The organism is Nocardia miyunensis NBRC 108239, from assembly GCF_001613065.1.
Taxonomy (GTDB): Bacteria; Actinomycetota; Actinomycetes; order Mycobacteriales; family Mycobacteriaceae; genus Nocardia; species Nocardia miyunensis.
This window is the reverse complement of the sequence record NZ_BDBQ01000005.1, coordinates 156069-170972: the sequence shown is the minus strand read 5'-3', so window position 1 is coordinate 170972 and position 14904 is coordinate 156069. Positions and strand designations below refer to the sequence as shown.

The following is a 14904-nucleotide window of genomic DNA, read 5'->3' as shown; positions in this document are numbered from 1 at the left end:
GGTGCGGGCTGCGGCCGGGCGGACTGCTCGGGCCGCGCCCCGCCGGACGACGCCCCCGCAACCTCCCAACGCACCTCGTACCGCCGCCCGAGCACCGCCTCGATCGCGGACTGCACCGCTTCGACATATTTCGGATTCGCCAGCCGCTGCGCCAACGGCGCGTGCTGATGAGCCAACACGACCGTCTCCCCCTCCAACCGCGCCACCGATGCCCCCGACAGCAGCGCGTGCACGGCCGCGCCGAACTCCCGCACCTTGGACCGAATATCTCCCCAGGCCGCCTCGACCTCGCGCAACGTATCCGCTCCGGCCGATTGCCGCGGTGCGACAGCGGGTTCGGCAGCGGGAGCGGGTTCGGGCGCCTGTTCCGACACGACTTCGTCCGGCTCGACCGCGAGGGGTTCGGAACCGGCCGACTCCGCCGAGCGCGGGTCACCCTCGGGTACGGATGGCGTTTCGTTCAGCGAATCATCCTGCGGCACAACATCTTCGGCATCAGCTTCGGCGTCCCGCCGACCGGACGCGAAGGCGAATTCCGAAGGATCCGGCGACCCCGGATCGAGCGAATCATCCTGCGATGCATCGAATTCCGACTCCATCGACAGGTCGGCATTCGAGTCGTCGGCAGCCGGTCGACCCGGCACATCGACAGCGGGCGCGGGGTCGTCCTCGACCGGATCACCGCTCCGCGACGACTGGGAAGCAGTGCGGTCAGCAGGCTGTTCCGCAGCCACACCATCGACGGGCGGCATAGATGCGGCATCGGACCGCGACACGCTGCTAGTTGCGGATTCCTGACCTGGCTGCGACGCACCACTCGGCGCAGACTCCCGGCCGGACCGCGACACACCGCCCTGCGCGGACGCCTGACCCGACTGCGACGCACCACTCGGCACGGACTCCTGACCAGACCGCGACACACCGCCCTGCGCGAATTCCTGACCTGGCCGCGACGCACTACTCGGCGAAGACTCCGGGCCGGACCGGGTCACACCGCCCTGCGCCGACTCGTAGCCGGACTGCGACACACTCCTCGGCGCGGACTCCTGATCGGACGGCGAAGCGCTGGCCGGCGCGGATTCCTGAGGTGAGGCCGCGCCTTCTGCATCCGGATTTCGTTGGGAGCCAGTCGATTCGGTGCCAGGCGGCTGGGCGCGCTGGGCTGGATGGGGACGTTGCTGGGCGGCCGGGGCAGGCGAATCCTGCGGCTCGGGCGCTGCCTGAGGCCCACCGGCGCGGGTCCCGCGGATGGCGGCCAGCGCCTCGGCCCCGCGACGACGAGGCGGACCGGATTGCGGACGTTCGACGGGAGCCTGGCGGGGCTGCTCGCCCTCCTGGGCGGGCGAGGCTGGGGCGCGGGTCGGTGCGGCCGCACTCGGTGCGGGCGGAACAGCACCGCCCGCCATCTGACGTTCGAGTCGCTCGAGACGTTGCAGGGTCGCGGATTCGGAGTCCGAGGCGACCGGCAGGAGCATGCGGGCGCAGATGACCTCGAGCAGGAGGCGGGGGGCGGTCGCGCCGCGCATCTCGCCCAGGCCCTCGTGCAGCAGTTCGGCGTAGCGGGTCAGGGCCGCGGAGCCCAGGCGCTGGGCCTGATCCCGCATCCGGTCCAGGACGTCACCCGGGCCGGTGACCAGATTGCGGTCGGCGGCGTCGGGGACCGCGCGCAACAGGATCAGATCGCGCATCCGCTCCAGCAGATCACCCGCGAACCGGCGAGGGTCGTGTCCGGCCTCGACCACGCGGTCCACGGTGCCGAACAGCGCCGCGCCATCGTCGTGAGCCAGCGCCTCGATCGCATCATCGATCAGCGCGATATCGGTCACGCCCAGCAGCGCCAGCGCCCGGGGATAGGTCACGCCCTCCGGGCCCGCGCCCGCGAGCAGCTGGTCCAGCACGCTCAGACTGTCGCGCGGGGAACCGCCACCGGCCCGGATGACCAGCGGATACACCGCCTCCTCGACCGGTACGCCCTCCTGCTCGCAGATCGTGCCGAGCAGCCCGCGCATGGTCGCGGGCGGGAGCAACCGGAACGGATAGTGATGGGTGCGCGAGCGAATGGTCGGCAACACCTTGTCCGGCTCGGTGGTGGCGAAGACGAAGATCAGATGGGCGGGCGGCTCCTCCACGATCTTGAGCAGGGCATTGAACCCCGCGGTGGTGACCATGTGCGCCTCGTCCACGATGAACACCCGGTACCGCGACTCGGCGGGCGCGTAGAAGGCCCGGTCGCGCAGCTCGCGAGTGTCGTCCACACCGCCGTGGCTGGCGGCGTCGAGTTCGATGACGTCCAGATTCCCCGAGCCGCCCGGCGCGAGCGCCACACAGGACGAGCACACCCCGCACGGCCGCGAGGTCGGCCCCTCGACGCAGTTGAGCGAGCGCGCGAGGATGCGCGCGGAAGAGGTCTTACCGCAGCCGCGCGGACCGGAGAACAGATAGGCATGACTGATCCGCCCGGTGTCCAGCGCCGTACTTAGAGGCTCGGTGACATGCTCCTGCCCAACCACCTCTGCGAATGTTGCCGGTCGATACTTCCGGTACAGAGCCACGGCCCGAGGGTACCGGCGACCACCGACACACAGTATTTTCGGCCTCCGCTTCGCTCCGACGGACGTGGCCGGGCCCGGGGTGTTCCGGGGAGTGGGCGGTAGTCGGCAGGCTTGCGGCGCGCTCTTCCGTCCACCTCACCTCAATCATTCCTTCGGCTTGTTCACGAGCCGGGCAGCGAACTCTGCGAACTGCGGTGGTGCGAAGAAATTGGAAATGCAATCAATCACCGTTTCGTATAGCTGAACCGAAAACAGTCAAGACGCGAAGTAACAAACTGTACACCTGTATTAATCGGACAACACATACATAACGATCGAGTAAACCGATTGGCATTCAAGGCAATCGGCTGGCTAACGTGGATCACGGCAACTTCGGTAGCCAAACCTTCATCAGGTTGGTGGTCCCGGCCGGTCCCTCATCCCGACCGGGGCGCAACCTGGCAATCCACAGCACGCATCGGGAGTCCTCCCATCTCCGCGTCGCGCTCCCGCCAACGTCCCGGAGGAATATCCACCGTGCAGTCGTGTGACACCACCGCCGCCGCGTGGCTCTCACATACCGAATTCGCCGGTAACAACGCGGCCACCGGCCTGCTGAGCAGGGCGATCAGCCCCGCGGATTTCGCGCTCAATCGCGATTCGCTCCCGGTCTCGGCCGCCGCCGACCCGCACACCGCCGCGGCCATTCTGGAACTCCTCGACCGCGGCCAGGTGCCGACGCCCGCCGCGGTCCGCACCCTCATCGTGCAGAACCAGATGCGCGCCGAGGCCGAACGCATCGAACGCCTGGGCCGCCGCGCACAGCGCAATATCGACGAATTCGGCCGGGTGCTGGCAACCCTGACCCAGCAATACTGGGACGACCACGGCCACGGTCCGACCCGTCGCGACATCCTGCAGACCCGGCAGGTCATGAACCTCATCGTCGAACACGTCGGCGATATCGCGCCGACCGCGGTGAAACACCTCTGGCTGATCGAGCGGGTGCAGCGCGCCGGGTGGATCGCCTACGACGCGACGCCCCGGTCGCTGTGCGCGGCACGGCGCTTCCATTCGGCGAAATTCGGCAACCGGGTCTCACTACGGCCGGTGAATGCCATAGGCACGATCGTGGCCACCTACCTCGAGGACTACCGGAACGAACAGGGCCGCCCGCCGCGCTGGTCCGTGCTCGCGCACGAGCTACGCGACGACCGCGGCCGCCGGGTGTTCAACGACACCGCCGACGCGCGGGCCCAGCAGCAGTGGCTCGCCACCGCCGGCTGGCTGGCCCTGGAGGACGAGCTGCCGGTACCCGGCCCGCGCGGACGCCGCGCACTGGCCCGGCGCGCCCGCCGGGGATAGCTTCCAGCCGGACGCGCCCGGCCACCCGACACGCCGGGGTGTGAGCATTCGGTAACTTCCATGCAGCGCTTCACGCGCGTGGAAGGAGTCCCCATGCCCTCAACCCTCGACCCCGCTGCCACCGCCTGGCTACTTGCCAGCACCGCGCTCGTTCTGCTCATGACACCCGGCCTGGCCGTGTTCTACGGCGGTATGGTGCGGTCCACCGGCGTGCTGAACATGCTGATGATGAGCTTCATCTCGATCCCCCTCGTGACGGTGACGTGGCTGTTGTTCGGCTACACCCTGGCATTCGGCCCGGACGCGGGCGGCGGCGTGATCGGCACACTCGCGCACACCGCGATGTCCGGCATCGGCCCGGCCACCGTGCGCGGCGGCGTACCGGAACTGCTGTACGCCACCTTCGAGCTGACTTTCGCCATCCTCACCGCGGCGCTGGTCAGCGGCGCGATCGCGGACCGCGCGAAGTTCTCCGCGTGGATGGTGTTCGTCCCGTTGTGGACGCTGCTGGTGTTCGCCCCGGTCGCGCACTGGGTGTGGGGGCCGAACGGCTGGCTCTCCTCGTTCGGCACGCTCGATTTCGCGGGCGGGCTGGTGGTCGAGATCGCCTCCGGCGCTTCGGCATTGGCCCTGGCCCTGGTGCTGGGACCGCGGATCGGCTTCAAGGTCGACGCGATGCGCCCGCACAATCTGCCGTTCGTGCTGCTGGGCGCGGGCCTGCTGTGGTTCGGCTGGTTCGGGTTCAATGCCGGATCGGCGTTGCGGGTCAACGGAATCGCCGCGGCGGCCTTCCTCAACACCCTCGTCGCGGGCTGCCTGGGCATGCTGGGATGGCTTGCGGTGGAACGGATTCGCGACGGCCGGCCCACCACCTTCGGCGCCGCCTCGGGTGCGGTGGCCGGGCTGGTCGCGATCACGCCGTCCTGCGGTTCGGTGAACACCCTCGGCGGAGTGATCGTGGGATTGGTTGCGGGCGTTGTCTGTTCGTTCGCCGTTGGCTGGAAATTCCGTGCCGGATACGACGATTCACTCGATGTGGTGGGCGTGCACTTCGCGGGCGGCATCGTCGGCACGCTGCTGATCGGCCTGCTGGCCAGCCGGGTGATGACCGGCGGTCCGCGCGGGCTGTTCTACGGCGGCGGCCTGACTCAGCTGGGCAAGCAGGCGGTCGGGGTGATCGTGGTCGCCGCGTGGGCCTTCGTCGTCTCGTACGTGCTGGGCAAGATCATCGATCGCGTGATGGGCTTCCGGATCAGCAAGGAGGAGGAGGTCGGCGGCATCGACTTCGCCCTGCACGCGGAGACCGCCTACGCCGAGGGCGTGCACGGGCACGCCCCGCGCGGGCTGTTCGGCCACGGTCAACAGGGCCACCGCGACCAGCACGGTGACCGAGATCACTGACCCCTTGCGCGACGGTGAGGTAACGGCGTTATGCTAACGCTGTTACCTCACCGTGGACTGGGGGCTCCCATGTTGACCCGAATCGCACAATTCTCGACCCGATACCCGCGAGCGGTGCTGCTCACCGCACTCGCGCTGGCCGTGTTCTGCGGCCTGTTCGGCGCATCGGTCGCCGCGCATCTCGAGGCCGGCGGCTTCACCTCCGACGACGCGGAGTCCTCCCGTGCCGCGCAGTTGCTCGCGCGGGATTTCAACGGCGCGCAGCCCAATTTCGTCCTGCTCGTCGATGCCGACCAGGGCGTGGACACCCCCGCCGCACGTCAGGCGGGGACGCGGATCGTCGACACCCTGCAGGCCCGCGACGACACGGTAGGAGTGCGGTCGTACTGGACCAGCCCGGGGCCGGTCGCCTCGGCCCTGCGCGGCACCGACGGGCACGGCGCCCTGGTCCTGGCGTATCTGAAGGGCGGTGACGACCTCGCCCAGAAGACCGCCGGACACATCGCCGCGCAATTCGCGGACACGTCGCCCGGAATCACCGTCCGGGCCGGGGGCGAGACGGCGGTCTACCACGATGTGAACAACCAGATCACCAAGGACCTCACCCTCGCCGAGGGCGTCGCCGTGCCGTTGACCGCGATCGTGCTCACGCTGGTCTTCGGCAGCGTGATCGCCGCGGCTCTGCCGCTGGCGGTCGGCCTGTTCGCGATTGCCAGCGCGCTGGCGATCCTGCGCGGATTCACGCTGTTCACCGACGTGTCGATCTACGCGCTGAACATGACCACCGCACTCGGGCTGGCGCTGGCGATCGACTACAGCCTGTTCATCGTCAGCCGCTTCCGCGAAGAGTTGCGCGGCGGGCGCACGCATCGGGATGCCGCCATCCGCGCGGTGCAGACCGCCGGACGCACGGTGTTGTTCTCGGCGCTCACCGTGGCGCTGGCGATGGCCGTGCTCAGCGTGTTCAACCTGTACTTCCTCAAATCCTTCGCCTATGCGGGCGTCGCGGTGGTGGTGGCCGCGGCGGCGGCCTCGATCGTGCTGCTGCCCGCCGCGCTGGTCCTGCTCGGCGACCGGGTCAACGCCCTGGACGCTCGCGCCGGGGTGCGGCGTCTGCTGCGCCGGGGTGCGCCGGTGCCCGTCGCACCCGAACGGTCGCGGTGGTATCGCACGGTCGATTGGGTTATGCGACACGCGATTCCGGTGGCGCTGGTGATCGTCGTGGTGCTGCTCGCGCTCGGATCCCCGTTCCTGGGCGTGAAATTCGGTTATCCGGACGATCGGGTGATGCCCAAGGGCACCACGAGCCGGACGGTCGGCGACGCGTTGCGCAGCGACTTCCCGAGCGTCAACGCCGGCAACGGCACAACCGTTGTACTGCACGGTTATTCGGGCAACGCGAGTTCGTATGCCACGGCGTTGTCGAAGGTGAACGGCGTGTCCGCGGTGCTGTCCGACGCCGGGGTCTACATCTCCGGCGGCCGAATGGCTTCCGCGCCACCGGGTATGGCCAACCCCTCGGGTCAATACCTCACCGTCGCGTCGACGATCGACCCGTATTCCGCGGCCGGACAGCAGCAACTGCGTGACCTGCGGGCGGTACCGCCGCCCGCCCCGGCATTGTTCGGCGGTATGGCCGAAATCGATGCCGACGGACTGCATTCGCTGGCCGCGCGCCTGCCGCTGGCGATCGCGCTGATCGCGCTGTCCACCTTCGTGGTGCTGTTCCTGTTCACCGGGAGCGTGGTGATACCGCTGAAGGCGGTGCTGATCAACACTCTCTCGCTCACCGCGATGTTCGGCATGATGGTGTGGATCTTCCAGGACGGGAATCTGTCGAATCTGCTGGGCTTCACCACAACCGGCTATCTGGTCCCGACGATGCCGCTGCTGATGTTCTGCCTGGCGTTCGGTATGTCGATGGACTACGAGGTGTTCCTGCTCTCGCGGATCCGGGAGGCATGGCTCGCCTCCGACCGCACCCCGGCGGACAACACCCGCTCGGTGGCCCTGGGCGTCGCGCACACCGGGCGGATCGTCACCGCCGCGGCCCTCCTGATGGCTATCGTGTTGGGAGCCATGGTTTCCGCGAAGGTGTCGTTCATGCAGATGTTCGGCCTGGGTCTGACCCTGACCGTACTCGCCGACGCCACCGTCATTCGCGGACTGCTGGTACCCGCGCTGATGCGGCTGCTCGGCACCGCCAACTGGTGGGCGCCCGCACCGCTGCGCCGCCTGCACGAAAGGTTCGGATTCCATGAGGAATCCGCGCCGCCCGCCCACGACCCCGAGCTGGTGATGCATACGTGATGTCCTCCCGGCGGCCGCGTTCGGCCCGCGGATCCGGAGCGCGGTTGCGCGAGGAGATTCTCGACGCCACTCGAGAACTGCTCGCGCGCACCGGAAATGCCGACGCGGTCTCCATCCGGGCGGTCGGCAAACTGGTCGGGGTGAGCGCTCCCTCGATCTACCGGCACTTCGCCGACAAGGACGCGCTCATCGACGCCGCGGTCGCGCAGGTTTTCGAGAACCTCGACGCCGCAATGGGTTCGGCCACCGATCCGGCGCGCTCACCGATCACCCGGCTGCGCGATCAGGGGGTGGCCTACGTGCGATTCGCCCTGGACAACCCCGAGCAGTACCGGCTGGCCTTCATGCCCACCGGCGAGCAGGGGCCGACCGCGGTGGACAAGGTGCTCGGCAGCGGCGCGGTCGTCCGGTTCGCCGCAACCGTCCGGGAGGCAATGGATTCCGGCGTCATCGCCGAGGGGGATACGCTGCCGGTCGTCCTGGAATTGTGGGCCGCGGCGCACGGCATCGCCTCGCTGCTGATCGCCAAACCCGCGCTGCCGTGGGGTGATGTGGATACGCTCATCGATCGCGTGCTGGGCTCGGCGTGCATGGGGCACGCGGTTCTGGACATCATCGGCTGCGACCCGGTCCCCGAACCCGACGAGGGCGCCCGCTGGCTGGCCGAAATTCGTCGCGCACAACGCGAATCCGGGACCTGATCAGTTCACTCCGCTCTCATCGAGCATCCGAAGTCAGCTCACCTGACTCGACGAGGCTGTGTAGGTATTGCACCGAGCGGTGTTGTTCCGGTCGTATCCGAGACTGAACCAGTCACCCGAATGCTGGTTCGTGCCGTGATCGCGCATATCGGAATCGTCGTCGCCGCGGGAGTAGGCGTCCTTGCGCGCCATGGTGATCTGCGTCGAGGTCAGTGATCCGCCTCCGGCGCTCGACGCCAGGTACATGCCGTCGAAACACTGCGCCTGCAACTCGATCCGGCGCGAGACCTCCATTCCCTTCGAGGTGTCCACGCCCGCGTCGTACTCGTCCTCGTGCGCCTTGCTCAGGATGCCCGCCTGCTGCTGGACGTGATGTCCGTACTCGTGCGCGAAGACCGAAAGGTAACGCTCCCAATGGTTTCCGATGATATCGGTCTGGATGTGATCCAGCGGGATGTAGATGGTCTGATTCGCATTGCAGTAGAACGCGGCGAAGTTGGTCGTGCTGCCCGTGCAGGGTGTGCTGAGCCCGGTGGTGCTCGCGGTCACGTTCAGCACCGGCGGGTTGAACGGCAGATTCGCCTTGGCCAGCACCGGTTTCCAGGCCGCGGCAAGGCACGTCGCGGCGCTCTCGAAGAATTTGCGGGCCTGGTCGACCCGGGTGCTCCAGGCGGCGTAGGGACAGTTCGCCGTGCTCAGCGCCGTTCCAGGATCGGCCAGGATGGGATTGCTGCCCGTCGCGGCGACTCCGACGGTGGCGGTCGAGGTGGGATAGGTGGTGTAGGGACCGGCCTCGGATGTGGTGCTGTGGTCGATCGCGGTGTACAGCCCGAGCCGCACCAGCGTACCGGCGACGACGACCACGACCACGGCGACGAGCACGCCGATCGCGCCGCCGCGCCCGCCGCTCGGCGGACGTCCGGGCGGCGGCGCGTACGGCATCCGGCCCATCGGCGGTCCGTAGGTCGCGGGGCGAACTCCGGCCGGGCCGTAGGGACGCGGGGGCATCTGCCCGCCGTATCCCGGTGGTCGCGGCGGCGCGGCATAACCCGGCTGCTGTGGATAACCCGGTCCGGGGCCGTACTGCGGCTGGCCGGGCTGTTGTGGATAACGCGGCTGTTGTGGATAACCGGGCTGCTGGGGATAGCGGGATGGCTGTGGATAACTTGGATTACGTCCGTATCCCGGTGGGTTTCCCGGCTGCGGACCGTGCGGCCCGGCCGGACCACCGGGCGTGCCGGGACCGTTCCCATAGGGTGGTCGGCTCACTCCCCCGCGCCCCCGTCTCTCGGTCAACTGATTAGCTGATGCCGAAGAATACCAAGCTGTCTATGCTGTTGCGCCATGCTGATTTTTCGGGGGGGCGCTCTCGGCGCCATGATGCTGGTTCTCGCCGGGATGTTGCTGACAGCACCCGCCGCAAGAGCACAGGCACCGGCCGACGGGGTGGCGATTTCGGCCGATGTGAAACTCAGCAGGGACGGGAACCTCGAGGTCGCAGAGAAGGTGACCGTTCCGCCGGGCGGGGAATTCCGGATGGCGCTGCCGCTGCGAGTTGCCTTGGGAGACAAGGGCGGTGAGCGCCGGTTCAAGGTCAGCGACATCTCCAGCACGGGACCCGGCTCGGCCACGGTGAGCGGTGAGGTGTTCACCGTCGACGCGCCCGTGGGGACATCGTCGTTCAGGTACACCGTGCACAACACGGTCAGCGATGCACCGGGTACTCAGATCTTCCGCTGGACAGGCGTTCTCCAGTCCGATGTGGCCTCCTTCGACGCCAGTCTGATCAGCCCCAGCTACCGGATGGGCATCATCGACTGCAAGGTCGGCCCGCAGACCGGCACGCACAAATGCGATGCCACAGTCGAACCCGACGGCGTGCTCACGTTGCACGAGACCGGCCTGCACAAGGGCGATATCGTCGATGTCACCCTGCAACTGCCGCCCGGGACCGTGCCCGCCAACGCCGATATCACCGACGGCGGCTCGCACGGCCCGTTCTCGATCACCGCGCCGGTGCTGATCGCCTTCGGGGTGCTGATCGTGGCACTCGTCGCACTGGCCGGATACGTGCTGTGGTCGCGTCGGCAGAACGCGGCGGCGCTCGGCGGTGACGAGGTCGTGGATCCGGTGCAGCGCAAGGGAAGCAGGGCACAGTTCGTCTCACCGGACGGCGTCCTGCCGGGCGAGGCGGGTCTGCTGCTCGACAATTCCGTCGACGCCGTCGATCTCGCCTCGACCGTCGTGGATCTGGCTGTGCGCCGGTACATCTGGGTCGCGCCGGTCGGCGATTCCGACTGGCGCATCACCCGGTTGAATCCGGCCGACGAGCAGTTGCGCGAGTTCGAACGGGAGATCCACCGGGCCGTCCTGCCCGACGGTGCGGAGTCGATTCTGTTGTCGGAGTTGCGCACTCGCGTCTCGGGCGAACCGGCCCGCGCGGCACTGCGGGCCGACGCCCTGGCCCATGGCATCCTGATCGACCGCAAACGCCGTGGCCTGACCTTCTGGCTGGGCGCGATACTCCTGATCGTCGGCGCGGCCGCAACCGTCGGATTGGCGATATCGGGCGGATACGCGCTGGTCGGCGTCGCGGTCGCCCTCGGCGGCGTGGCCGCGCTGCTGCTGCCCGCCTACCTTCCGGCCCGCACGGCCGCCGGGCGGACCCTGGCCGGACGGGTGCGCGGCCTACAGCGCGGACTCGAAACGATGCGGGTGGAGATGGTGCCGCCGGCCGAACGCGAGCAGGTGTTCTCCCGCGGCCTGCCGTACACGATCATCGGCGCCCGCTCGGACAACTGGATCCGCACCTTCCGCGAGATCGATCTGTCCGCCGACCGCGAACCCGGCCTGTACTGGTTCGGCGGATTCGAACAGGATCGGGACCTGAGCCGCTTCGCCGGACGTTTCCCGTATTTCATCACCGCCGTGGAGGGGCTGTTCGCCACGAACGGCACCGCTCGATGACACCGGCGGCCGCGCTCTCCGTGGTGGAACCGGCCACGATCGCCCGGCTCGTCGATCTCGGGCCCTGTTCGAGCAAGGCATCGGATCTCAGCGGGCGCGCAGGCCCGCCAGGACGATATCCATTGTGCGGCGGGCGGTTTCGACGTACGACTCGTCCGGGAAGACGAACACCTGCAACGTCATGAGTGCGGCGATGTCCCGGGGGCCGACGTCGGCGCGTAGATCGCCGGACGCCCGGGCCCGGGTGGTCATGTCCTCGACGTGGTCGGCGATGCGGGCGCGCACCTCGGTCAGCGCGGGATCGCTGCGGATGTCGGCGTGCAGGGTCGGCTCGATGGCCGAGGCCAGCGCGCCCAAGCGCATCTCCGCGCATTCGCGCAGGAACCGGCACAGGGTAGACCACGCGTCCTCCTCGTCCCGGATGGCGGTTGCCGCCAGATCCGCCAGACCCGACAGATAGGCGTGTGCGGCCGCGCTGATCAGCGCCCCGCGATCGGGAAACCGGCGATACAGGGTGCCGACGCCGACGCCCGCGCGGTCGGCGATCTCCTTCATCGAGACCTCCACGCCCTGCTCCAGGAACACGACCTGCGCGGCCGCCACGATCTGGTCGCGATTACTGCGTGCGTCGGCTCGCACTGCACAAACCTCCGAAACAAGTGGACGATTTTCTTCCGCTTAGTGTACAGTCAATGAAGTGGACGAAATCCGTCCGCTTACCACGGAGGATTCGATATGAGCGGGTTCCCGAACGAATCATCGACGCAGCACGCCGTGCGCCTGCCGAAGGCGAGCGTCGGCAGGGTACGAAAATGAGAAGGCGCGTGCTGATCTCCGGTGCCGGGGTCGCCGGTTCGACCCTGGCGTATTGGCTTGCGCGACAAGGGTGGACGGTGACCGTCGTGGAACGCGCGGCCGGGCAGCGCTCCAGCGGCAATCCGGTCGACGTCAAGGGACCCGCGCTCGACGTGGTCGAGCGGATGGGGATCGCGCCCCGGCTCCGGGCCTCCGCGACAGCCGTGCGGCGGATCGCCTTCCTCGACGCATCGGGGCGCGAGCGGGCGTCGATGAACATCAACTCGATACAGGGTTCACCCGACGGTCGCGAAATCGAGATCGCCCGCGCCGATCTCGCCGCGGCGCTGCTGTCGACCGCGCAGGATATCGCCGAAATCCGTTGGGGTGAAACGATCACCGGACTCACCCAGCGCGACGGCGGGGTCGAGGTCCGTTTCGAACACGGCGAACCCGCCCGGTTCGATCTGGTCGTCGGGGCGGACGGACTGCATTCGGGTGTGCGGCAGTTGGCCTTCGGCCCCGAGCACGAGTTCATCCGGCACATGGGCATGTTCGTCGCCACCCTGCCGGTGGACCGCACCCTCGCCGGGGATCACGCCGTGGCCATGTACAACACGCCCGGCCGATCCTTCAGCGTGCATCCGGCACACGGAATTCCGTTGGCGGCGTTCATCTTCCGGCACGCGCCCGTGCCCGGCTTCGACCATCGCGATCTCGCCGCGCACAAACGCCTGGTCACCGAGACGTACACCGGCCGACTGGGCATATTCGAGGACTTCCTCGACCGGGTCGCCGATGCCGAGGACATGTACTTCGACTCGGTCAGCCAGGTCCGGCTGCCGTCGTGGACGAACGGCCGCGTCACCCTGATCGGCGACGCCGCCTCGAGCCTGTCTCTGTTCGGCGACGGCTCCACCCTAGCCATCGCCGCCGCACACACCCTCGCCGAAGAACTCGCCGACACCCCCACCGACATGTCCGCCGCCCTACGCCGCTACGAACGCCGTCACCGCACCCTGGTCAAGCCCAGACAACGCGGCTTCGCCCTGGCCGGACAACTCCTCGTCCCCCGATCCCGCGCGGCAATAGCGTTGCGCAACACCGCGGTTCGCACCTTCGCCCACTGATCCCGTAGCCTCGCACCTCGAACTCCGCGACGTCGGACCAGTCCAAACCCGATGCATCGAGCAGCCGGATGTCACATCGCCGCGGAACAGCGGCCCGAGAGCCGCAACTGGGCACCGTACCGAACACAGGCAACGCCAGCGCTACGGCCACAGGGCAATCCAGGACCGAGACGCCAATCCAGCAGGGCAGCAGCCGATCCCGCAACCCGCATACGGACGACCGGACTGCACCCAGGGCGATTGCGGACCAAGTGGAAGAGCGAAGAGAACCGCCGCTCAGGTAGCCCCCGGGGGGATGCCGTACAGCGGACGAGAGGTCCGCACCGAGCCTCCGCACCGCTGAAACGAAGCGGAGGCGATCGGCGACGACGGAACTATGCCCGGGTGGCGCGGCGCATGGCGGACAGCGGGTCGGCGTAGAAAACGCTCAGCGACGTCACCGCGGCGGCGTGCTCCTGGACTCGGCCGCCGAAGCGGCTGATCCGCAGGTCCGCGGGTGGGAGGTTGGTGTTCTTCGCGAATGCCTGTGCTACGCCTTCGATTCCGGGGCGGTAGCCGGTGAATGCCTGGCCGCCCAGGATCACTCGGTCCGGGTTGAACATGTCGCGGATGAGAGCCGCTGTGCGGCCGAGGATTTCGGCGCGCTCGTCGAGCATGTCGCGAGCGGCGTCGGATCCGGAATCCGCGGCGCGGTACAGGTCGGCGATCACCGGGCGGCGGGGAGCCTCGCGGCGGGGCACGATTCCCGCACGCACGGCGCGGCCAAGGATCGCGGCCTCGCCGATGGTGGCCTCCAAGCAGCCGCGACGTCCGCAGGCGCATTCGATATCGGAGCCGGTGGGCAGGTGCGCGATCGAACCCGGACCGTTGGCGGGGGTGTGCACGCGATCGTGCAGGGTGACCGCGACACCGGCGGTCTCCCGCGCGTAGATGTACAGGCTGCTGCCGGGACGCTGCTGTTCACCGGGGGTGAGCAGCAATTCCGCCGCCGCCATCGCCTCCACGTGCGCGGACACCGAAACCGGCAGGTCGAGCACGGCGGCGAAGACCGCGGCAACCGGTGCGGCCTGCCAGCCCAGGCGCGGATGATCGACCAGCCCGGCGGCCGGATCGACCCGCCCGGCCAGCGCGACGCCGGTCCACAGCGGACGACGGCGCGGCAGCCGATCCAGGAATGCCTTGGCACTGCGGGCGATGATGGTCAGCGCCGCATCCTGACCGACCTGCGGCGTCGCGATCTCCAGCCCGCCGAGAATCCGGCCGGACAGGTCCGCGGCGATGATCCGGGTCACCGTGGCGCCGATGTGCACGCCCAGCGTGGTGAACGTGTCGGTATCGACCTCGAACGGGATGCGCGGGCGTCCGACCGCCCCCGACGCGGTCAGATCGGCGCGCTCACGCAGGAGACCGGTCGAAAGTAGCGCCGACACTTGGCGATTCACCGTCGCGATGCTGGAACCCGTTGTCTGCGCCGCGGAATCGCGGAAGATCGGGCCGCGGGTCGCGGCACGCAGCACGGCGGCGGCGGGGTTGTCGGAGATGCGCAGTTCCGGCGGTACCGCCGGACGCGCGGATACGACCCGGACAGGCGCGGTAGCGGTGGTCGACGGTCGCTCGATGGTGGGGATCGTCATTTCGAAATCCTTGTTGAAAGCCCGCGAAGGGTGTGTTCGGCAACGACAACAAGGCAGTGAGAAGGGGCCC

10 protein-coding genes are annotated in these 14904 nt (G+C 68.6%); 6 read left to right on the top strand and 4 right to left on the bottom strand.

Annotation, left to right across the window (positions count from 1 at the left end):
* Positions 1 to 2552: DNA polymerase III subunit gamma and tau (locus NM2_RS03990; protein WP_245717830.1), on the bottom strand; the 2552-nt coding region annotated here is incomplete at its 3' end.
* Between the two features lie 516 nt (positions 2553 to 3068).
* Here NM2_RS03990 and NM2_RS03985 point away from each other — a divergent pair.
* From NM2_RS03985 to NM2_RS03970, 4 genes are all read left to right on the top strand, one after another.
* Positions 3069 to 3896 (top strand): hypothetical protein, encoded by an 828-nt coding sequence (locus NM2_RS03985; RefSeq protein ID WP_067664133.1) that lies wholly within the window; start codon positions 3069 to 3071, stop codon positions 3894 to 3896.
* 93 nt (positions 3897 to 3989) lie between these two features.
* Positions 3990 to 5297: an ammonium transporter gene (locus NM2_RS03980; protein ID WP_067664199.1), complete on the top strand. Its 1308-nt coding sequence runs from the start codon at positions 3990 to 3992 to the stop codon at positions 5295 to 5297.
* A 69-nt stretch (positions 5298 to 5366) separates the two neighbouring features.
* Positions 5367 to 7607 carry an MMPL family transporter gene (locus tag NM2_RS03975; RefSeq protein WP_067664130.1) on the top strand — a complete coding sequence of 747 codons (2241 nt, stop codon included), beginning with the start codon at positions 5367 to 5369 and terminating at the stop codon, positions 7605 to 7607.
* Positions 7607 to 8308 (top strand): TetR/AcrR family transcriptional regulator, encoded by a 702-nt coding sequence (locus NM2_RS03970; protein WP_067664127.1) that lies wholly within the window; start codon positions 7607 to 7609, stop codon positions 8306 to 8308. Before NM2_RS03975 ends, NM2_RS03970 begins: the two co-directional genes overlap by 1 nt.
* 33 nt (positions 8309 to 8341) lie before the next feature.
* Here NM2_RS03970 and NM2_RS03965 read toward each other — a convergent pair whose 3' ends face one another.
* Positions 8342 to 9316: a neutral zinc metallopeptidase gene (locus tag NM2_RS03965; RefSeq protein ID WP_245717829.1), complete on the bottom strand. Its 975-nt coding sequence runs from the start codon at positions 9314 to 9316 to the stop codon at positions 8342 to 8344.
* Positions 9317 to 9652: 336 nt separating this feature from the next.
* On the opposite strand from NM2_RS03965, the gene NM2_RS03960 reads away from it, so the two are divergent.
* Positions 9653 to 11275 (top strand): DUF2207 family protein, encoded by a 1623-nt coding sequence (locus NM2_RS03960; protein WP_067664125.1) that lies wholly within the window; start codon positions 9653 to 9655, stop codon positions 11273 to 11275.
* Between the two features lie 87 nt (positions 11276 to 11362).
* Here the strand turns inward: NM2_RS03960 and NM2_RS03955 are convergent, their stop codons facing one another.
* Positions 11363 to 11914, bottom strand: a complete 552-nt coding sequence (locus NM2_RS03955) for a TetR/AcrR family transcriptional regulator (protein WP_067664122.1) — start codon at positions 11912 to 11914, stop codon at positions 11363 to 11365.
* A 173-nt stretch (positions 11915 to 12087) separates the two neighbouring features.
* On the opposite strand from NM2_RS03955, the gene NM2_RS03950 reads away from it, so the two are divergent.
* Positions 12088 to 13200, top strand: coding sequence for an FAD-dependent oxidoreductase (locus tag NM2_RS03950; protein ID WP_067664119.1), 1113 nt, complete (start codon positions 12088 to 12090; stop codon positions 13198 to 13200).
* 374 nt (positions 13201 to 13574) lie between these two features.
* Here NM2_RS03950 and NM2_RS03945 read toward each other — a convergent pair whose 3' ends face one another.
* Positions 13575 to 14834: an ROK family protein gene (locus NM2_RS03945; protein WP_067664116.1), complete on the bottom strand. Its 1260-nt coding sequence runs from the start codon at positions 14832 to 14834 to the stop codon at positions 13575 to 13577.
* Positions 14835 to 14904: the final 70 nt, after the last annotated feature.